Source organism: Allorhodopirellula heiligendammensis (assembly GCF_007860105.1).
GTDB lineage: Bacteria > Planctomycetota > Planctomycetia > Pirellulales > Pirellulaceae > Rhodopirellula > Rhodopirellula heiligendammensis.
Window position 1 is genome coordinate 103,202 of the sequence record NZ_SJPU01000001.1, and the last position, 19,122, is coordinate 122,323.

The following is a 19,122-nucleotide window of genomic DNA, read 5'->3' on the forward strand; positions in this document are numbered from 1 at the left end:
CCAATCAAACTCGATTGAGTTTTTATGCTGGAACTGATTTCTTCCTATTCCACAATCGCGATCCTCGCCGCTGCAGCGATCCATTTGCTCGTCTTCGCTGTGCTGATTCTGTGGGCTCGGGCAGACCGCAAACGCATCGCCCAAACGCTCGAGCGTTTCACCGCGGGACTGCCTCACCGCAGCCGCATGGATTTTCACGTCCACCTCTCCGATCAAATTGAGGCGTTCTTGGCCGACATCGGCGACGTACTGGCCGAACCTCCCCATAGTCCTGATCGCGCGAAGTTGGTCGAACGGATTCGCGTTCTCGACGAGCGCCGTGATTACCTGCAATCACTCCGATTCGAGACCGCTTGGAATGTGGCGCGAACCATGATCGAAGCCTACCCATTAGCGGGTGTTCTGGGCACCATTCTCGCCATCGGCTCGGCCTTGGCCGCCGATGATCAAGCGTCCGTGAACATCATCGTCAGTCGGTTTGGCGATGCAATCTGGAGTACTTTTGCGGGCTTGGCAGCCGCCATCGTCCTGATGCTGATCAGCAGCATTGTTGAACCCGGTTTCGCCCGCCTCTCAGAAAATCGTCTGCACGTCCGCGAAATGGCCAGCAGGGTCAAGCGAGAGCTTTCCGTTTACGAACGAGCGGACTCGAACCGGAACGAGTCGGTATCGACAGCGCAGCCGGAACCACGCACGTGAACGACGAACAACGCCAAACCGTCAATTCGCGTCCTATCGCTTCAGCTCAGCCCGGTGAGGTGCGGTTATCGACTTCGTGGCTCTCGCGGCGACTGCGCTTTCAACTGACGCCTTTGATGGATTTGTTATTAATCATTGTCTTCGCGCAATTTCTTGACGTGCGTGAAACCTCGCAGCGTGAATCGACATCCCTGCAAGCACAGCGCGAGCAACTCAACTTCGACATCGCGCGCCAACGCAGTGAGTTGGCGGGCATCCGCGACGCCATGCGTTCCCAGCAACGAGAACTCGAGCGACAGCGTGATCAAGCTCGCGCGGCGAGAGATCAGGCGGTGCAGCGATCCGATGCGAAGCTCGCCGAAATGCAGGGCGCCATGGACCTGATCGGACAATGGTTCACCCTCGATGAAAACGCGATCACGCGAGCCGACTCGGCGACCGGGGCGACGGCGCTGGACGATCCGATCGAAGCCGCCGTGGCGCAGGCCCAACGTCTTGGTCAAGGCTCGGCTGACGCCGTGATTCGCTTTCTGATCGGACACGCCGAATTACTCAAGCGAGCCGAGATCTGGACAGTTCATGCCGATGAGAATGGCAATATCGCCATCGAAGCCGACCAGCGGAGTGAATCATTCCGCTTGGAAGCCAAGACACAGGCCGCCCGCACCGACGAAGTCACCGATCGTCTGTTTGCTGCCTACAAACAATTCCCCCAACCCAAGGGACTCGTGATTCTGCTCGTCTCGTTCGCTCCCCAAAGCGTTGCCGGTGTGTACCAACCGCTCGTCGACGCGATCCCCAAAACACTCGAGCGGCTGCGCGCTGACACTCCCGAAACCCGATTCGAGTACACGGTCCTCGGTGCCACGCCCGACCCGATGTAAGCACAGGCCGCGCAATCAAAATTAAATCGCGCGTCCCCACTGCCTCGCTCACGATGCAAGAACCAGGGTGACATCACTCGACTGCAGACGAAGTCGCCGATACTGGCCATTCACCGCATCAACCGCTCGTTCATGTTGATGAGATGGCAGGCGGAGAAAATGAATCATGCAATGTTTCGAAAGGGAAGATGGGACTGAAACTTATTCCTGGCAAGACGCGTTTCATTTGTTCAGAGTAGTCACGATCGCAATCGCGAAGAAAATCACGGTCTGCAGCGCCATGATAAACCAGTAAGGTCCCGGCTTGGTACGCCGGTCAACCAGCATGTTGTTGCCACTGATCCCCGCAATGGCAAACCCACTCCAGAGCTGGAGAAAATAGGTCACGATCGCCAGTGCCGGAAGGACATACAGAGCAACAAATTGAGGCATGGCTGGGAGCGGTATCCGCGTGGGTAACATCGGCTAGAACGATCCCAACATATCATCCCACAGCGTGTTTGATCATGCCGGGATTCAATTGTTTCAATTGTATTGCGACACCTCGAGGGGATTATCGAATACGAACGACGAATGCACCGCTCCCAACGCGAGCGACTCGTCACTGGAACGCCCCTTCAATGAGGCCGCGAGTTGGAACTCGCGGAAGGTTGCCAGCCCAGATTTTGCGGGTGGTAACATTGTCGCTTCAATGAGGCCGCGAGTTGGAACTCGCGGAAGGCTTCCGGAGTTCGACGACATATTTGGCGACCCTGTAGCTTCAATGAGGCCGCGAGTTGGAACTCGCGGAAGGTTGTCCGTTAACCGGAGCAAGACTTTGCTACGACAAGCTTCAATGAGGCCGCGAGTTGGAACTCGCGGAAGGGCCGATGGGGTAGGGATCAGTGGTCAAGTATCATCCGCTTCAATGAGGCCGCGAGTTGGAACTCGCGGAAGGTCATCCTTCCGCCTGGACTTCCCTTTCGACCCAGACGGCTTCAATGAGGCCGCGAGTTGGAACTCGCGGAAGGGTCGTCTGCTTCCGATACCAAGCACGGGCGGCATCGCTTCAATGAGGCCGCGAGTTGGAACTCGCGGAAGGTCACTAGCGGTCACAGAATCGTCGAGGACGCTCGCGGCTTCAATGAGGCCGCGAGTTGGAACTCGCGGAAGGTGCTTGTCCTTCTTCCCGCGGCGACGGCGAGGCTTTCGGCTTCAATGAGGCCGCGAGTTGGAACTCGCGGAAGGTCCGATGCGATTGGGTCGCGGTGGTGCGTTGAAGCTGCTTCAATGAGGCCGCGAGTTGGAACTCGCGGAAGGGCACCAGACAATGAACGCCTGATTGTCGGTTAGCTGCTTCAATGAGGCCGCGAGTTGGAACTCGCGGAAGGAACAGCAAGCTGAATAAGACCTTGGCCTCAGTTGGGGAGCTTCAATGAGGCCGCGAGTTGGAACTCGCGGAAGGAGTAGAATTGGTCGAATGATCAGTAAGCACCCCAGACGCTTCAATGAGGCCGCGAGTTGGAACTCGCGGAAGGATCAGCTAGTGCAATCGGGCTGACATTCCAAGGGAATGCTTCAATGAGGCCGCGAGTTGGAACTCGCGGAAGGTGGGCAAAATCGGTGCTCGGAAGCTACTTCGCCGAGCTTCAATGAGGCCGCGAGTTGGAACTCGCGGAAGGGGGAGGCTACTACAGATGCTTGGTCAAATCCTACACCGCTTCAATGAGGCCGCGAGTTGGAACTCGCGGAAGGCCGGTGTGTAGCGATTCGAGCTGCGTCTATATGTGGACGCTTCAATGAGGCCGCGAGTTGGAACTCGCGGAAGGAAATACACTTCGGCGACTACTCAGCCAAGTACCGATCGCTTCAATGAGGCCGCGAGTTGGAACTCGCGGAAGGGCTTTGGGAGGGGGTTCATTTCGTATTCCCTTGGTTGGCTTCAATGAGGCCGCGAGTTGGAACTCGCGGAAGGCGGATCGCTCGGCGGGGGACATCGCAAACACCTTTGCGCTTCAATGAGGCCGCGAGTTGGAACTCGCGGAAGGAATCAACTTCAAATGAAGAATCATCGATCCTTCGCGGGCTTCAATGAGGCCGCGAGTTGGAACTCGCGGAAGGTAGCACCACCTCCGCCTTTCGTTTTTCCTGCAACGCGCTTCAATGAGGCCGCGAGTTGGAACTCGCGGAAGGGAACTGCGGTCGATCTCGCTGGACGCCGCGCTGCTCAAGCTTCAATGAGGCCGCGAGTTGGAACTCGCGGAAGGGATCTAAATGCACTGGTCGGGTGAGTGTGTCCGAATCGGCTTCAATGAGGCCGCGAGTTGGAACTCGCGGAAGGTTAAACTTCGACAAGTAACCGAACTCATTGGTGAAGAGCTTCAATGAGGCCGCGAGTTGGAACTCGCGGAAGGACTGGGGCGACGTTTCCGTTGAGTGCGGCAATCTCGAGCTTCAATGAGGCCGCGAGTTGGAACTCGCGGAAGGAGCCAGCCTGCGTCAATCGCGTCCTTGAGGGTCATGTCAGCTTCAATGAGGCCGCGAGTTGGAACTCGCGGAAGGTAAATCAGAGTTAGTAGCATTGTGCTATCTATCAGGTAGCTTCAATGAGGCCGCGAGTTGGAACTCGCGGAAGGCCAAAAGTGAACTAGAGGCTGAGCTACAAGATTGTAAGCTTCAATGAGGCCGCGAGTTGGAACTCGCGGAAGGGAACAGAGTCAGTAGCAGAGGAGCGGGAAAGACTGCGGCTTCAATGAGGCCGCGAGTTGGAACTCGCGGAAGGAACGCCGATGGTGAGGCAGAGTTCACGGTGGTCGATGGCTTCAATGAGGCCGCGAGTTGGAACTCGCGGAAGGGGCGACACGTCGCTGGGGTCGTACATCCTCACACCCGCTTCAATGAGGCCGCGAGTTGGAACTCGCGGAAGGCAGCATCCCGCAAAATATGATCAGGCTAATGATGAGGCTTCAATGAGGCCGCGAGTTGGAACTCGCGGAAGGGGGCGCGGAGGTTTCACCGTCTAGCCAGAACCCCCGAGCTTCAATGAGGCCGCGAGTTGGAACTCGCGGAAGGAGACTTGCAGCGTTGTATCCTCGCCGCCCGTGCGATTGCTTCAATGAGGCCGCGAGTTGGAACTCGCGGAAGGAAACATGGAGAAGTCCTAAATGTCTTTACTCACAAGAGCTTCAATGAGGCCGCGAGTTGGAACTCGCGGAAGGAAGGCGTACTTGGCCGGGCAGAGCGTGTGTGGGCTGGCTTCAATGAGGCCGCGAGTTGGAACTCGCGGAAGGCTCCTCATCAATCCTCACCGCCTCTTTCAGCAGCAGGAGGCTTCAATGAGGCCGCGAGTTGGAACTCGCGGAAGGCATGTCACGAGTCAGATCGTCCTTGAGGGTTAGCTCGCTTCAATGAGGCCGCGAGTTGGAACTCGCGGAAGGAGGACAGCGAGTACACCGTCGAGATATTCACAATAGGCTTCAATGAGGCCGCGAGTTGGAACTCGCGGAAGGTCGCAATTGACGCACCTTACAGTGCCTCAGTCGCATGCTTCAATGAGGCCGCGAGTTGGAACTCGCGGAAGGCGGTGATCACATCGAGGCAATCGCCCACCAGCTTCCGCTTCAATGAGGCCGCGAGTTGGAACTCGCGGAAGGGCACCGGCTGAGTCAGTTGTCCTTCGACCTTATCAGGCTTCAATGAGGCCGCGAGTTGGAACTCGCGGAAGGGGACGCATTGACAGCGTGTGAGGGCCGATATGGTGCCGCTTCAATGAGGCCGCGAGTTGGAACTCGCGGAAGGCGCGAGGAACTGATCTATCAAGCTGCTGGCCATGCCAGCTTCAATGAGGCCGCGAGTTGGAACTCGCGGAAGGATACAAGCAGCCCGGCATTCTATCCGCCCTGCCGTAGCTTCAATGAGGCCGCGAGTTGGAACTCGCGGAAGGGTAACAATCATCAGTGCATTCAGGCGACTGGTAAATGCTTCAATGAGGCCGCGAGTTGGAACTCGCGGAAGGGGCTCCCATTTTTGGGTGCGGGATTATGCGGGATTTCTCTGGGATTTGCGAGCGGGCATCAGATTCTACAGTTGGGCGCACGTGCCAGTCACTCTTAAAAGCGTTACTTTCCCCGTGTTTCCCACACTTGCGAGCGGGCCCCAGGTTCTGCGCATCACCTCGCCGCTCGCGTGGCTAGCGCGTCTGGAAAACGGGATATTCCTCGATTTCGCCGCTGAGTCGACGGGCTAGCAAACGGGTTTGAATCTCCAACAGTCGTCGATAGCTAACGCGGTAGTCGAACAGCGGGTGGGTGACCAACGAATCCATTCGCTTCTCATAGGCTAGCAGAAAATGTTTCCGCCCGGCATCGCTCATCACGACTGACTTTCCGGCGCAAATGAAATGGTCCGCCGTGACCATTTTCGTATTGATCGCCGATAGAACGACCGAGTCGGCGATCAGCGGGCGGAACGGCTCCATCAGATCCAACGCCAACGCAGGCTTGCCCGGTTTGACTTGATGATAGAACCCCAGATGCGGATCCAGACCGACGATAGTTGCGGCGACGAGGCAGTCTTTCGTCAACAAGCTGTAGGCTAGCGACAGCATCGCGTTGACGGGGTCACGGGGGGGACGCCGATTACGCGAGCGGAAATGAAACGCGGGCCGTTTCTCTGCCGTGACATATCCCTCGCCACCAGTCGATACGCCACAGTCGACTTTGAGCATCCCCGCAAAATCGCCGAAGTAGATGCGGGCAGCGATGCCCTCGATCCCCAACAAAGAGGCCAGTGAGTCTGCTGTCAACGCGCGAGCGGCGTAACGTTTGAGATCGCGTAGCGATGTGGCGTCGGGTTCACGGTGATTGCGCATCAACAGTGTTCGCTGATTACGAATTTTGCCATGGACGAGCGCGCGAGCAATATCGAGACAGAACTCGCTGTCATCGGCGAGCCGAAACTGCTGACGACGAACGAGAATATTCTTGACCCCCAGCCCACCGCTGACCCCGTAGTAGTAGCCCTTCTGAGTGAAGTATCCGATGGGGACGTCACGCCCAAGTGCAGTCTGAATCGCCTGTGTCGAAAGCTGAATATTTCCGAACAAATTGATTTGATTAATATCGTTAAATCGAATTTCTTGAACGACCTTTCCCTCCACTTTCGCTTGCAGGAGGTCATCCTTCTTGCCGATCCACATACCTTGCGTGTTGAAGTAGACGGGTCGCCTTTCATCACGAGCGGTGATCAAAGGTCGGACGGCGGCAGGCGGTTGCTGGATATTGGCGAGACGCCGGGTTTCTTCGGGTAAGCAAATACCAACCAGTGAGCAACGCGGGCATTTGGGGCTGGACACTAGCGGTGGAGGGATCTGCCCCGACTCACGGTGCTGCCGAGCAGCTGCGATGGCACTTCGCGTCAAATCGAGCAGTTCTTCATCGACGCCCACGCGGACGCGCTGCCGGGTTTCGTTGAAATAAAGCACGCCCTCATCCGATTGATATCCATTGTCTCGAAGCACGAGGACCTGCAAGGCAATTTGAACTCGTTCCGGGTCCCAGGCAGCCAGCGTTCCATCGGCCATCCGTTTGGGACGCCCCCGTTTGTAATCCACTGGAGTCACCACGCTCCCGGTCGCTTCGGCGAGATCGAGTTTGGCGATCACGCCGAGCGATTCACTGCTCAGCGTCACGCTGCGGGCATGTATCGTTTTGGGCAGGTCCTCGGCCTCCTCAGACGCGTCGGAATCCTGATCCGATTGTTGTTCGCATGCTTCTTGTTCACCCGCCTCCGAACCGTCGTCGTCGTCGTCGCCGAAAAGTGTCGCGGCTTGCACGTGCTTCGACTTCCGCCGCTTCTTCGGCTTGGTCGCCTCCGGGACGATCACGGCCGGGTCTTCATCGGCACTGGGAATGAATGACTGCGTTGCACAGGGCTCGGCAGGCGCCAACCCTCCCGTCCCATTATCGACGCGGCGATGCACAATCCCACCATCGATCGTATCGATCGATTCAGCGAACTGCCCCTCAACGTGCATCAAATAGAACAGTCGAGGACAATACACGAGCTCGTTGATCATCCGAGCTGGCAACAGATCCTCCGGATCACGATCAGAGGAAAACGTGGTTGAATGGGCTCCTTCGATGGGCTGGATCATGGCATCACAGATTCAAAAAATAGGTACAATCAAAACCGAGTAAAGAAAACTGGCGTCCAGAGCATTGCGAAATCAGTCGCGACAATTCATCACACGACAAAACAGGGTGCCGCCATGGCCGAGTAGGGCTTACCGATCGCTTGGACGAGTGTTGCGCTGCGCGACGCAGCAGGCCCGAGATCGATCACGAGCACTTGGTCTTCGCCATGGTGCAGGATGTCCGCCATCTCGGCCTTGCAGCGCAACAAGTCTGCGTCCGTCAATTGGCATTCAAAAACGCTGTATTGGAGATGGTCACCCCAACCGCGAAGGCACTTGAAAATCTTCCGCAATCGTTTCGCGTCGCAAACGTCATAAGTGATCAGATAGATTCGTCGCATGATTCTTAGCCATCACTAGCATGATTACCGCCGAACGCGACGGTGTGTCGATCAAGCACCCTAGTCAACCAAAGCGGACGGCAGCGAACCTGCACAAGTCGGTCACATCCAAAAAGTCATCCACCGCGACAATCTGTATGGATTATTCGCGATGGGAGGGGAGAAAACGACCCAATTGAGAAATATCAAGAATTGCGTCGGTGGGATTTTTGCACGGAGGGCAAGTGCCGACCTTCAGAAATATAGCAGACACGGTATGAGTCGTGGCTACCGGATTGGCAACTACAGCGCCCACCGAGTCGAGCGCCGACCGGTCCAGTGGAAGCGTATTCAACTTTGCACATTTTTTTGCAATGAGCGTTTCCCGCAACCCACGCTGTGTCGGTGATCGGATACGTTTGGGTCTACGAAGTGAGGACGAGCCATTTCACTCAGTTGGATGATTCCTCGAACTTCGGACAGCAGTACCGATCCCTTCCTCATCATCGTGAAAGCAGGCAGTGACGGGCATAGATCGATTTTAAAGAAACTACCATTGAGAGGCCTGTGTCGTGTCGGATGTTGCAACGGATCGTCACATTTTGCTTTCGTCCGTGGGGGTACTGCGGTCGCCGGAACGTTCTGCGATCACTTACTCGCGAGGCAACGTCGAAGCCGATGCGAAATTCTCGTTCCATGGGTTATGGAAGCTTCTTCCTGTGGAGGAGCAGCCGAGCGAGTTGGCGATTTTAGCAACACCGCAAGCGCGTGAGTCATCATGGAAAGAGATTCAGGAAGAATCGGCCAAACTCGATTTAAAGACGCGGTGCATTGATCTGGTTGGCGATGCAGATGACACCAATGCGTTTCTGGAGACTGCGGCCGCCAACATTCCTGAAGGTTGCGATCTGACTCTGAATGTTACCGAAGGGCTGCGTCATCATGCTTTTCTTTTTTATGCGTTAGTATTGTATCTGACGACGTTCCGTCGAGTCAGGATCCGCGGCGTTTGGTATTGTCGCATGGAGACGGAGAATCGAGATGATTCGAAACCGATCATTGACCTCACACCGGTATTGGAATTGGCACACTGGTTTCATGCGTTGGCCGTTTTCCGCGAAACGGGATCGATGCGGCAAATCGCTGGGCTTGTCGCCGACCGTGGAATTCAGCGTCAACTCAACGAGCTATCCCAGTTTTTCATGAATGGATTGCCGGTCGAGACGGGCCTAACGGCAACCCGATTGCTCGCCATTGATCGTCCGGTGCTCCCGAGTCATTTACCTCTCCGATCTGAAATCGAACGTGAGTTGAAAGACGAGATTCAGCCGCTTGCGGCCGCATTGCCCGAAAATCAATCAATCAACAAAGTGATGAAGGGTGACGTTGTCTTGACACGGACTGAGCTGGAACGGCAAGCGACGTGTATCGATCGATACCTTCGTACTGGGCAGGACAATCTCGGGTTTGGATTGATGCGAGAGTGGCTCGTCAGTTGGCTGGCATTTCAGGACAATGCGGGCGGTGGCTGGTTAAAGAAGGAATCACGCGGCAAATACGAACAAGCGTTGCGCGGGTTAGACATCGTTCATCGCGGTCGGGCTCCATGGCCCGAAGTCCGCGCGTTGCTCAGCGATGCCCAGCAGGAGTGGGCACAGCGATGGAACCGCGTGACCTCGGCACGCAATGCCCTTCAACACCACGGGATGGATGCTCAGGAGTTCAAGCCAGACAGCAAGGGGATGAGGAAAGCGAAAGAGGATTGGTGGGAGCGTGAAAACTGGGCGTCGCTCCCTCCCAGTGGTGGTGGTCACGGTCCGTTGTTGATCGCACCGATTGGAAACACGCCCGGTGTTCTCTTCTCGGCGATCGTCCACACGCGTCCGGCCCGGGTGCTGGCGGTCTGTTCGGAGGATACGGCCTCGGCGACTGCCGAAGCGGTTTCCAAGGCCAGCGAGGCAACCGGTGATCCGCCGGTCGAGGTGATGCGGCTGACGATGACGAATCCGCACACGGGTGTCGATGAGTTTACGGACTTATTGCGTCAGGCGTCGTTATGGTTGTACTCGGCTGACGAGGTTCGCGCGAGCCTCACCGGTGGCACCAGTTTGATGGGCGTTTTGGTGAGTCGTCTGAGCCGCTTGGCGAGCAATGAACTCCAGCGACCGGTCCATGAGTTTCTATTGATCGACCACCGACCACCGCAGCAGCAACGCAACGAGCCGTGGCAGCTCGGTGAAATTCACTATTTCAACGGCGAACCCTCCGTGGAGTTGAGCAAGGGAGATGCCGAGTCCGATGTTGAGCGATAAGATGAACAGGACTGGAAAACAATTCAGTGAAAACCAGCGAATGAATCGACCGACCGCGATCACCGCGACCTATCGCATTGTGACACCGATGTTTTGTGCGGGCGCGGATCAACAATCCGCCGAGTTGCGGCTGGCGAGTTTCAAAGGTGCGCTACGGTTCTGGTGGCGGACGCTGATGGCTGGCAAGTTTGGCAACGACATCGAAGGTTTGCACAAGGCGGAGGCGGAGTTGTTCGGCTCCAGCGATCGTCGATTCGGACAATCAAAAGTGCGGATGAGATTGCGTTGGCGTAGCAAGATACCGGCGAAGTCAGAACTCGTCACCGAGTGGCCTGCGAATCAACCCGCAATCGGCAGCACCTATCTTGGGTACGGCATAACGGAATCGGGCAAGAAGGGATCTCCGACGTATAAGCCGCACCGAATCGGACTCCCAGAGGGACGGGAGTTTGAAGTGAAGTGCATTGGCAACGAACGAGATCTTGCAAGTGTTCTTCCCGCATTGAAGATCGTTGGGATGTTAGGCGGTTTAGGAAGTCGCAGCCGTCGTGCATTCGGCTCCATCGCCCTCGAATATTTGGACGAAGACTCTTTCGAGTTCAAGAACGCCGATGGGTTCCGTGCTTTTATCAATTCATTGGTTCACGAGCCGTGTCCTATCCTACCGGAGTTTACTGCGTTTGGCTCTCATGCCCGACTCTACGTAGGCCCTGCTGCGGAATCCGCGAGAGAGTCACACAGATTACTTGGCGAAACCTATCGCAATTTTCGCGGCCTACCGAGCCCGTTGCGAGGTCGCAGCAAGATTCCGATGGGCCTCCCGTTGCAGGGCGTTGATTCACGACGCCGAGCGAGTCCATTGCTCATGCATATCCATCCGGTGGCGGACCAGTTCATGCCAGTTGTCCTATTTCTTCCATCGGTGTTTCATCCAGAAATTCGAGAAGGCAACCAGTTCGGCTTCTTTCAGGTCGTTCAACAATGGATGGAATCGCTCAATGCCACGGAGGTGAAACTTGGCTGAGAAATATCACCTTTCCTTTTCCATTGGGCCGGTCCAAGCGTTTGTGACGCAGGCGAGGCGGACGCGGGATCTGTGGGTGGGCAGCGTTCTGTTGTCGTGGCTGGCTGAGTCGGCGTTGGTTGCCGTTGAAAACGAATTCGAGGAGAAGTTCGAACAGGGTACTGCGACGACGATCCTCCCCGATCGATCGGGCATACGAGGCAAGTTGACCTCGATCGAAAGCGGATTTGGTGGGATTCCCAATCGGTTTGAAATTGAGTTTGAGTCTGCAAACGATGCCGCTCGATCGGGCACGGTCGCTCAGCAGGGATTCCAAAACGCTTGGCAAACTGCGTGCGATGCGGTGTGGATGATGATCGGTGAGGCCGAGCAAAGCGGCAATGCGACCGAGAATATTTGGAAACGCCAAACTGAGAGTTTTTGGGAACTGAGCTGGATTGTAGCCTCGCCATCGGGCAGATCGAAAACAATTGGTGATATGGCGGCGGCGCGGAAGCTGATTCGCAATGTTCCGGTCACGGAGGAAGGCGGCGTTAAATGCTCGCTGATGCACGAGTGGCAGGAACTGTCGGGTTACGAACGTCGCGACGATCAGACTGCGTTTTGGAATGCGGTTCGACGTTGTTCGGGCGTCGGCACGCTGGATCTTCGTGACGGCGAACGGCTCTGCGCAATGGCCTTGATCAAACGGCTGCTGCCCGCCGTGGATACACAGGTTTTCGGGCGTTCGTTTCAACAGAAGAATTGGCCCTCGACCGCGTTTCTCGCAGCCATGCCCTGGTTGCATGAAGTCCAACAGAACCCGACCGCTCGGGCGGCTGCGGACGCTTACGTCGCTGCTGCTAGAAAAGCAGGTGTCTGTCAGAGTGAGGTCGAAGCAGCGAAGGACGCCGAGATGCCTTGGGCCCGAATCGACGCCCCGGCTTGGTTCACCACTTCAATCCATAACAACGAGTGGTTAATGGAGCAATCGGATACGGGGATGTTGATCAAGCAGCTTGATGACCTCTACCGTGTTACTGCTGGGCGCAAACCGATCCCTTTTTATGCACTGCTGTTGATGGATGGCGATTCGATGGGCAGCTTGCTTCATGCGATCAAAGATCCGACGGCGCTGAGCCAGTGCCTCAGCCGGTTCACTTCCGGCGTGAATCAAGCGGTTAAGGAGCACGGCGGTCGGACGGTGTACGCGGGCGGCGATGATGTGTTGGCACTGCTGCCTGCGACCGAGACCCTCGCGATCGCCGATCGGTTGAGCCACGAATATCAGCGATCTTTTGTTGGCGTCTTGGAAGACACGTCGGAGGTACAGGCGACCATTTCAGCGGCGATTGTTTACGCGCATTGGAAGCAGCCTTTGCGTCAAGTCCTCCAGCACGCTCACCGGTTGCTCGACGATGTGGCCAAAAATGCGACCGGTCGGGATGCGGTCGCGATTGGGATCGTGAAGGGTTCGGGACTCAATGCTCAATGGGCGGTGCCATGGAAAACGTTGCGTGAATTGAAAATGATCCGAGGTGACGAATCGATTATCCACCGCTTTCAGGAGTCGCCCAGCGGGGACGCAGAAAAAAAACCGGTCTTCAACGCTTCGTTTCTTTGTCACCTTCGTGACCAGTTCGCACGGCTGATCGGTAGACTGCCCGAGCAACCTGGCAGCTTTGGCTTGATGCACGATAATTTCCAAGCCAATGAGAAACGGCAAGACATTTTGCTGGCGCTCGCCAATTCCGAATACCGTCGCCGTTTGTCGAGTGAGGATCGAACACAGAGTCTGGACGAAACACGAGAGTTCGTCAGACCACTGGTTGAGTTAACGCGTCATGTCATTCGAGGTGAACAGCCCGATACGCGAAAGGTCGGGTTCGATGGTTGGCGTGTGGCGAGATTTCTAAAGCAAGTCGATGACGGAGAGATGCAAGACCATGAGTGAAACACGCTGGTACAAGATCACTCCCGGGGACAGTTGGTTCTTTTGCGACAGCCGTTCGGCCAACGCGGGCGAGGATCAATCGGATTTACAGAGTATTTTTCCGCCGTATCCACAAACCGTGGTCGGAGCGATTCGAGCAGCGTTGGCACGCAGTCTCGGGTGGGAACGCGGGAATTGGGACGAGGCGATGAAAGCCAAGCTCGGCGATGGTTTTGATGACGTCTCGCCCCTGAGATTTACGTCGCCCATGTTGGCGATCAAATGCGAGAAATCGTTTCCACAGCGCGAACTGCAGCTACTGTTTCAACCTCCGATGCATCTGATTGGTACACGACATATCGAGAGTGGCGACTCGGGAAGTCCATTGCCGACGTTCGATCCACTTGATTGGCTGCGGCCATCGAGCGACCCGTTTATGACTGATATGGGGAGTATTCATCTGCCGTTGTTTCCAGTTTCTGGTGATGCAGATAACAGGCGACTGCGAACGGCTGACGATTTTTTCATCACGACGTCTGGCATGCAAAGCGTACTCGATGGAAACAAGCCCGATAAAACGGAATTGATTCACCAGTCGCGTTTGTTTGCAATGGAAAACCGAATTGGGATCAACCGTGAAGCCGATGCACGTTCGATTTACAGCCCAGGGCATGTTCGCTTATTTGACGGCGTTTCGCTGGTCATCGGTGTGGACGGCTTGAGCGACGACATCGAGTTGCCCCTGACTTTTCCGTTGGGAGGCGAATCACGGCAAGCCGTCTGTGAGCGATTGCGGCAGGCTCCCGTGCGACCGCAGTCGCGATCAGGCACGTGCGTTGTGCTCACCACTGCAGCGCGTTGGTTGAATCGTTGGTACGGTGTGCATTCAGGCGGCTCGGCCACCGGACTGCATCCGTCATTCGGGTCGAAAGTGACGACATGCGCCGTGGGCCGCCCCACTCGAATCGGCGGATTCGACTCACGCACGGGACGATCGCAAACGCTTCAAGCATACGCTCCCGCTGGGTCGGTTTGGTGGCTCGATGAATCGGTGTCGCTTCCCGAGGACACATGGTGTTTGTCGCTGGGTGAGCGAACCAGCCTGGGTTATGGAACTGCACTGCTGGCGCGTGAACCGGTTAAGTGAGGAAAGTCGTGGATCGCTCCGCGATCCATCGTTCTGGTCGCAGAGCGATCAGCGACTAACCGACGGTATTCGTTCCGGTCGTCGCAACCGAAGAATACGTAATCGAACTTCATCTCAAAAGGAACTTTATGAATAGCCGCTTATTTGGCATGTTGGCTGAGACGTCGGTTCATCCTGGCGGTGGCCAGGACGCTGGTTTCGTGGACCTGCCCGTCGCTCGCGAAAAGGCGACTGACTATCCCGTCATCGTTGGATCATCCCTCAAAGGAGCGATCAAGGACGCGATGCGTGATGTTCAACTCAAAAATATCGATCAGATATTCGGCCGGCAGGAAAATGCGGGCCAGTTGATCGTTGGCGATGCTCGATTGTTGTTATTGCCCGTCCGCAGCCTGCAAGGTGCGTATCGCTGGACGACGTGTTCGCAGCTTCTCAATCGATTCTCGCGTGATGCGGCTCGAACGGGCGTTGGCGGTTTGGGGAAAATACCTCGCATTGGTGACGGCGATTGCATGTGTACGGTTGCGACGGGAAAACCTGTGTACTTGGAAGAACGGCAGTTTGATTCTATCGGTGAGGTCGACGGTTCCATCATCGAGATGATCCGTCCGTTGATGCCGTCAGTGAGTGACTTCCTCCACGAGCGATTGGTCGTACTCAGTGATGATGACTTTGCTTGGTTTGCTCGCTACGGTTTGAGTGTCAATGCTCGAAATCAGTTGGATATTGAAACGAAGACCAGTAAAAATCTTTGGTATGAAGAAACGCTGCCGCCTGATTCGCTGTTCTACTGCATTCTTTCGGATCGCGGTCCAGGCGTTAAGGCAGTCGCGGCGATTGAGAGCAAATTGAACGAATCGGGCTATCTCCAAGTCGGTGGAAACCAAACCGTGGGTCAGGGAGTCTTTGCTGTCACGCCGATCTCGTCGGACGCCTCGCCGGAGGCAGCGGTATGAACACGACTGCAACCAAACCAACGCTCGACCAGCAACGCGCCGCCCATGCGCTGCAAATGATTCAAAAAATCAACTCGGACAACTATGACGGCATGTACGTCAGTTACGTCTCGGCCTTACCGGCTACGATCGCGATGAACGGCATCGGCCAAGCACTCGCAACGGAGCTGGCAAAGGACAAAGGCAAGAAGCAATCGCACCGATACCTGTTTGATCACGTGACCGATTGGTTGACGACGCCTGGTCGCCCGCTCGAGTCAGCGGAAAAGGCCAACGATCCACAGTCGGTTTTCCGTGCCCTCACCGAGTCACAGGAAATCTATATCGCCGCCCAAATTGAAGCGATGGCGTACATCCATTGGCTCAAGCAATTCTCGCGAGCATTTTTGGTCGATCGTGTGTTCGATGAAGGGGGATCGAGCGATGAATAGCTTGATGCAAGAGAAATCGGGAACGCCCTCCTACCATTCGCCATTGCCGAGAGATTTAGCGGAAGCCGCCCCGTGGAAACATGACACAAACGGGAATCTCGGCTTGATCTTTGACAAATGCGGGGATGCCTGGACCTGGGACACGACGACAGGAAAAGTCCTCGTGTTCAATCCACCGAAAGACGAGCGGGCGGGCAAGAACCGTGATTGGTTGGATGAGTTTGTGGCCATGGCCAACCAACGAGCAGGTCGCAGCGATGGTCAACTGCAAAACGCTTGCGATCGGCAACGGCGGATGATTCAGCAGTTGGGCGGAGGCATCTGTTACGTTCGCAACGAAAGTCGTTTTGTCACTGGCATGGGCCGACAGCATCCACTTGAAAACGGATTCTCTTGGCATCCGACTCTAGGGACGCCGTACCTGGCCGGCAGTGGACTGAAGGGCATGTTCCGGGCTTGGTTGCGAGAATGCGGGTTGGGCGATCAAGACTCCCGGATCATCCAGCGGTGCGGGGGACGCGGACAAATCGGCGAACTTGTGTTTTTTGACATGTTACCTTTGCAGCGGGTGCGTGTGGTGAAGGAGATCATGACGCCGCACTATGGAGACTACTACCGCAAGCCGTCACCGGGAGAGTCACGCAAGCCGCCCGGCGATTGGCAGTCCCCCAACCCGATATCGTTTTTGGCCGTTGAGGCAGATCAGCCGTGGCAATTTGGCATCGCGGTACGACCGATGTGCGACGACAACGGTGTCCTGTTACGCTCGCGAGAGCGGCGTGAACGATTGGGTGAATTGATTGATAAGCCAGTCGTTGGATCCGAGAGTTTACTCGATGGGCTCGACTGGGTCGGCTTGGGTGCCAAGACGAACATCGGCATGGGATGTTTCACAGTCGATTCTGAGATCGAGAGAAAGATTGAAGTCGAGGAGGAAACTGCACGTCGGCAACGCGACGCGGCGATTGAGGAAGCTCGCAAGGCGGCCGAGTTCACCGAGTCGCTTGCCAGTGCCTCGCCGCAACTGCAAGCATTGATGAAGCAACAAAGAGCGGAGAGCTGGACGCGTGCCGCCGACGATCAAAAAATGACCCAAGGCATCTTGGATTTTGCAAAATCGAATCCCGATCCACCGCAAGATTGTTTGGACTGGATTCGCGATTTCATCGAATCGATACCCAATTACAAAGGCGTATGGACCAACGCGAACGCGATGCAGGGGAAACGAAACGACAAACCCAAGTACGGGAGTCCAAAGGGATCCAAGGTCCGAGACATCGTCAACCAGCTAAACCCAGAATTAGAAAGCTAGACTGAGCATCGCGTTGGACAGACGGGATCGTCTACGATTCGGGGAGGCTCTAGCAGAATAGCGTAATTGACAGCACTGCCCGCTAGTGGTCTTCGGTGAGAATAAGCTGAAGTGATATTCTTGTGTCCCGTAAGGGACGACAACGGCACCCCAACGAGCATGCTAAGTTGTCCTCCCTGTCGCCCCTGCGGGGCTGGGACGGAAAACTCCAGGCTGGACCGGGGACTGACGTCCCCGGCAGAGTGCTGCCGTCCCTGCCGGGACTATTAGACAACGTCGTAAACTCCAAGGAAATAAAACCGATGAAGACGATTGAAATTAGGTGGTTGAGTTCACTCGATCCGGGCGAGATCGAGGAAGTCAAGCAAGAGGCAACCGTGGACTGCTATGACGAGCAAGAACAGTGCAGCGGCTCAACCGAAATGGCCGGTCAAGAACTCGCATTCCCCTTCGCCGCAGAGGTTTTGGGTAAATCCGTTGAAGTCGTCGATACCGCGCATCCGAAGTACGATGCGATGGTGCTCGACTTGGTCGTCGTTCACAACGGAAAACGCTACGCCGTGGCGGCTCATAACGTTGAATTATTAGAACCACTACCGGACGGCCATCTCTTTTTGGCCGCTTAGCTAGACTGGCGTTCGCGAGGCTGAAGACGCTAGTCGATCACCAGGTCCATCGTGCGTTTCATAAACCCTTCAAACAGCGGGACCGTGAACGCAATGTCTCCGTGCGACGCGCTGTAAGCCATCCCTTTCCTGATTAGCGAGCTCCGGCACGGCCCGAGGCTTTGAACCGATCTCGACAATACTTCAGCCACGTCACCACTACGATGCGCGCCTGGGCCGAGTTCCGCCATCGCCCGCATGTAGCGTTTCTCCTGTGGCGTCAGCCGGTCAAAGCGAACCCGGAAAAAGCTGCTGTCCAAATGCGCGATGGCTGACTCGGTAGTTGCCTGTGCGTCGACGAGCGTAATCGGTGATGTGGGGGCGATCTGCCAAGCATGTTGCCCCCACTCCTGGATAAAATATGGATAGCACTTTGTTTCATCGAGAATATGATCCAGAGCCCTGGAGTCAAACTCAACGGATTGCTGACGAGCTGGAATGGTCAACGCGTCTGCCGCTGCGGCCCGTTCTAGCGAACCGATCTCCTGGAAATCAAAGAGTCGCTCGGCGTACGATTTTGCTTTTCCCAATTGGCCCAGCAACTGGGGTAATCCAGCCGCGAATAAAGTAACTGGTAATCGCTCTTGGCTGATTTGATGCAACGCCGAAATCAACGCGGCAAGCTCCAGTTCGGAAACGTACTGCAATTCGTCGATGTAGATAGCGACCACGGTGGCCTGGTCAGCGGCAATCCTCCCCAGTTCTGAGAACAGGCTGCATAGGTCGCTCTCCAGGTCTCCACTATCGGCGATCCCCGCGGTCGGCGCGACATCGAGAACGACTTCCACATCGTCATACTTGGCTTTCACCGCGTTCGCGAACGACGCGAGCACTCCCAGCAAGTCGCGGAACTTGGCCTTCGCGGCAGCACCTGTCGAATTCTTGATCACTGTCGCTCGGAGAGCGGGCAGCAAGATCGACGGCAGTGAACGATTTTCGGGTGCTTCCATCGGCACCGTTACGTAACCATCGGCCGAGGCGTTGAGTCGCATTTGCTGGAGCAGCACCGTCTTGCCAACGCCGCGCAAACCATAGAAGACCATTCCCCGGCTATTGAGCTTGCCCGCCAAGCGATCGACGGCGATGGAGGCTTTCTCAAGCAAATGCTCGCGGCCCGCCAATTCAGGCGGGGGCGTGCCAGCTCCGGGGGCGAACGGGTTGGTACGAGGGTCCATATCTAACCAAGTATGCACGGTTTATCGAATTTCGATAAACTTACCTTACTTCCGTACATTTGTCAAAGTAATCAATGAGGCCGCGTTCGTTGAACGCGGAAATCAGTCAATCG

Annotated in this window: 14 protein-coding genes and 1 CRISPR repeat array; of the genes, 10 read left to right on the top strand and 4 right to left on the bottom strand. The window is 56.0% G+C overall.

The genetic code is table 11. The features are described from left to right. Positions 1-24 precede the first annotated feature (24 nt). Both Poly21_RS00445 and Poly21_RS00450 read left to right on the top strand, forming a co-directional pair. Positions 25-699: a MotA/TolQ/ExbB proton channel family protein gene (locus tag Poly21_RS00445; protein WP_146404910.1), complete on the top strand. Its 675-nt coding sequence runs from the start codon at positions 25-27 to the stop codon at positions 697-699. A 35-nt stretch (positions 700-734) separates the two neighbouring features. Further along, a complete protein-coding gene (locus Poly21_RS00450; RefSeq protein WP_436967482.1) occupies positions 735-1,583 on the top strand; it encodes a hypothetical protein in 849 nt (282 codons plus the stop codon). 222 nt (positions 1,584-1,805) lie between these two features. On the opposite strand, the gene Poly21_RS00455 is transcribed toward Poly21_RS00450, so the two are convergent. The 3 genes from Poly21_RS00455 to cas2 all read right to left on the bottom strand — a co-directional run bounded on the left by Poly21_RS00455 (position 1,806) and on the right by cas2 (position 8,096). Then, positions 1,806-2,015 carry a hypothetical protein gene (locus Poly21_RS00455; protein ID WP_146404914.1) on the bottom strand — a complete coding sequence of 70 codons (210 nt, stop codon included), beginning with the start codon at positions 2,013-2,015 and terminating at the stop codon, positions 1,806-1,808. 182 nt (positions 2,016-2,197) lie between these two features. Beyond that, a CRISPR array of direct repeats spans positions 2,198-5,577; the repeat unit is 36 nt; unit sequence GCTTCAATGAGGCCGCGAGTTGGAACTCGCGGAAGG. Positions 5,578-5,751: 174 nt separating this feature from the next. Continuing rightward, complete coding sequence (cas4g/cas1g, locus tag Poly21_RS00460; RefSeq protein WP_146404916.1) at positions 5,752-7,716, bottom strand: CRISPR-associated endonuclease Cas4g/Cas1g; 1,965 nt, start codon at positions 7,714-7,716, stop codon at positions 5,752-5,754. 89 nt (positions 7,717-7,805) lie between these two features. After that, positions 7,806-8,096 (bottom strand): CRISPR-associated endonuclease Cas2, encoded by a 291-nt coding sequence (cas2, locus tag Poly21_RS00465; protein WP_302117050.1) that lies wholly within the window; start codon positions 8,094-8,096, stop codon positions 7,806-7,808. Positions 8,097-8,647: 551 nt separating this feature from the next. Here cas2 and Poly21_RS00470 point away from each other — a divergent pair. The 8 genes from Poly21_RS00470 to Poly21_RS00505 all read left to right on the top strand — a co-directional run bounded on the left by Poly21_RS00470 (position 8,648) and on the right by Poly21_RS00505 (position 17,795). Continuing rightward, positions 8,648-10,387, top strand: a complete 1,740-nt coding sequence (locus Poly21_RS00470) for a TM1812 family CRISPR-associated protein (RefSeq protein ID WP_146404920.1) — start codon at positions 8,648-8,650, stop codon at positions 10,385-10,387. Positions 10,388-10,427: 40 nt separating this feature from the next. Next, positions 10,428-11,411 (top strand): type III-B CRISPR module RAMP protein Cmr1, encoded by a 984-nt coding sequence (gene cmr1 / locus Poly21_RS00475; protein ID WP_302117053.1) that lies wholly within the window; start codon positions 10,428-10,430, stop codon positions 11,409-11,411. Next, on the top strand, positions 11,404-13,344 hold the full coding sequence (cas10, locus tag Poly21_RS00480; RefSeq protein ID WP_146404924.1) for a type III-B CRISPR-associated protein Cas10/Cmr2: 1,941 nt from the start codon (positions 11,404-11,406) through the stop codon (positions 13,342-13,344). Before cmr1 ends, cas10 begins: the two co-directional genes overlap by 8 nt. Next, positions 13,337-14,470: a type III-B CRISPR module-associated Cmr3 family protein gene (locus Poly21_RS00485; RefSeq protein WP_302117056.1), complete on the top strand. Its 1,134-nt coding sequence runs from the start codon at positions 13,337-13,339 to the stop codon at positions 14,468-14,470. The genes cas10 and Poly21_RS00485 overlap by 8 nt, the downstream gene beginning before the upstream one ends. A 128-nt stretch (positions 14,471-14,598) precedes the next feature. After that, positions 14,599-15,426 carry a type III-B CRISPR module RAMP protein Cmr4 gene (gene cmr4, locus Poly21_RS00490; protein WP_146404928.1) on the top strand — a complete coding sequence of 276 codons (828 nt, stop codon included), beginning with the start codon at positions 14,599-14,601 and terminating at the stop codon, positions 15,424-15,426. Then, positions 15,423-15,857 (top strand): type III-B CRISPR module-associated protein Cmr5, encoded by a 435-nt coding sequence (gene cmr5 / locus Poly21_RS00495; RefSeq protein WP_146404930.1) that lies wholly within the window; start codon positions 15,423-15,425, stop codon positions 15,855-15,857. Before cmr4 ends, cmr5 begins: the two co-directional genes overlap by 4 nt. After that, positions 15,850-17,169, top strand: a complete 1,320-nt coding sequence (gene cmr6 / locus Poly21_RS00500) for a type III-B CRISPR module RAMP protein Cmr6 (RefSeq protein WP_302117058.1) — start codon at positions 15,850-15,852, stop codon at positions 17,167-17,169. Before cmr5 ends, cmr6 begins: the two co-directional genes overlap by 8 nt. A 302-nt stretch (positions 17,170-17,471) precedes the next feature. Next, the gene (locus Poly21_RS00505; protein ID WP_146404934.1) at positions 17,472-17,795 is read left to right on the top strand and encodes a calcium-binding protein; all 324 of its coding nucleotides are present in this window, start codon (positions 17,472-17,474) and stop codon (positions 17,793-17,795) included. A 29-nt stretch (positions 17,796-17,824) separates the two neighbouring features. Here Poly21_RS00505 and Poly21_RS00510 read toward each other — a convergent pair whose 3' ends face one another. Further along, on the bottom strand, positions 17,825-19,027 hold the full coding sequence (locus Poly21_RS00510) for an ATP-binding protein (protein ID WP_302117061.1): 1,203 nt from the start codon (positions 19,025-19,027) through the stop codon (positions 17,825-17,827). Positions 19,028-19,122: the final 95 nt, after the last annotated feature.

Excerpts from the sequence above, each read along its gene's own strand:
- Poly21_RS00445 (WP_146404910.1), top strand. The coding sequence starts at position 25 with ATGCTGGAACTGATTTCTTCCTATTCCACAATCGCGATCCTCGCCGCT.
- cas2 (WP_302117050.1), bottom strand. The coding sequence starts at position 8,096 with ATGCGACGAATCTATCTGATCACTTATGACGTTTGCGACGCGAAACGA.
- Poly21_RS00485 (WP_302117056.1), top strand. The coding sequence starts at position 13,337 with ATGAGTGAAACACGCTGGTACAAGATCACTCCCGGGGACAGTTGGTTC.
- Poly21_RS00505 (WP_146404934.1), top strand. The coding sequence starts at position 17,472 with ATGAAGACGATTGAAATTAGGTGGTTGAGTTCACTCGATCCGGGCGAG.
- cas4g/cas1g (WP_146404916.1), bottom strand. The coding sequence starts at position 7,716 with ATGATCCAGCCCATCGAAGGAGCCCATTCAACCACGTTTTCCTCTGAT.
- cmr5 (WP_146404930.1), top strand. The coding sequence starts at position 15,423 with ATGAACACGACTGCAACCAAACCAACGCTCGACCAGCAACGCGCCGCC.
- cmr6 (WP_302117058.1), top strand. The coding sequence starts at position 15,850 with ATGAATAGCTTGATGCAAGAGAAATCGGGAACGCCCTCCTACCATTCG.
- cmr4 (WP_146404928.1), top strand. The coding sequence starts at position 14,599 with ATGAATAGCCGCTTATTTGGCATGTTGGCTGAGACGTCGGTTCATCCT.
- cmr1 (WP_302117053.1), top strand. The coding sequence starts at position 10,428 with ATGAATCGACCGACCGCGATCACCGCGACCTATCGCATTGTGACACCG.
- Poly21_RS00455 (WP_146404914.1), bottom strand. The coding sequence starts at position 2,015 with ATGCCTCAATTTGTTGCTCTGTATGTCCTTCCGGCACTGGCGATCGTG.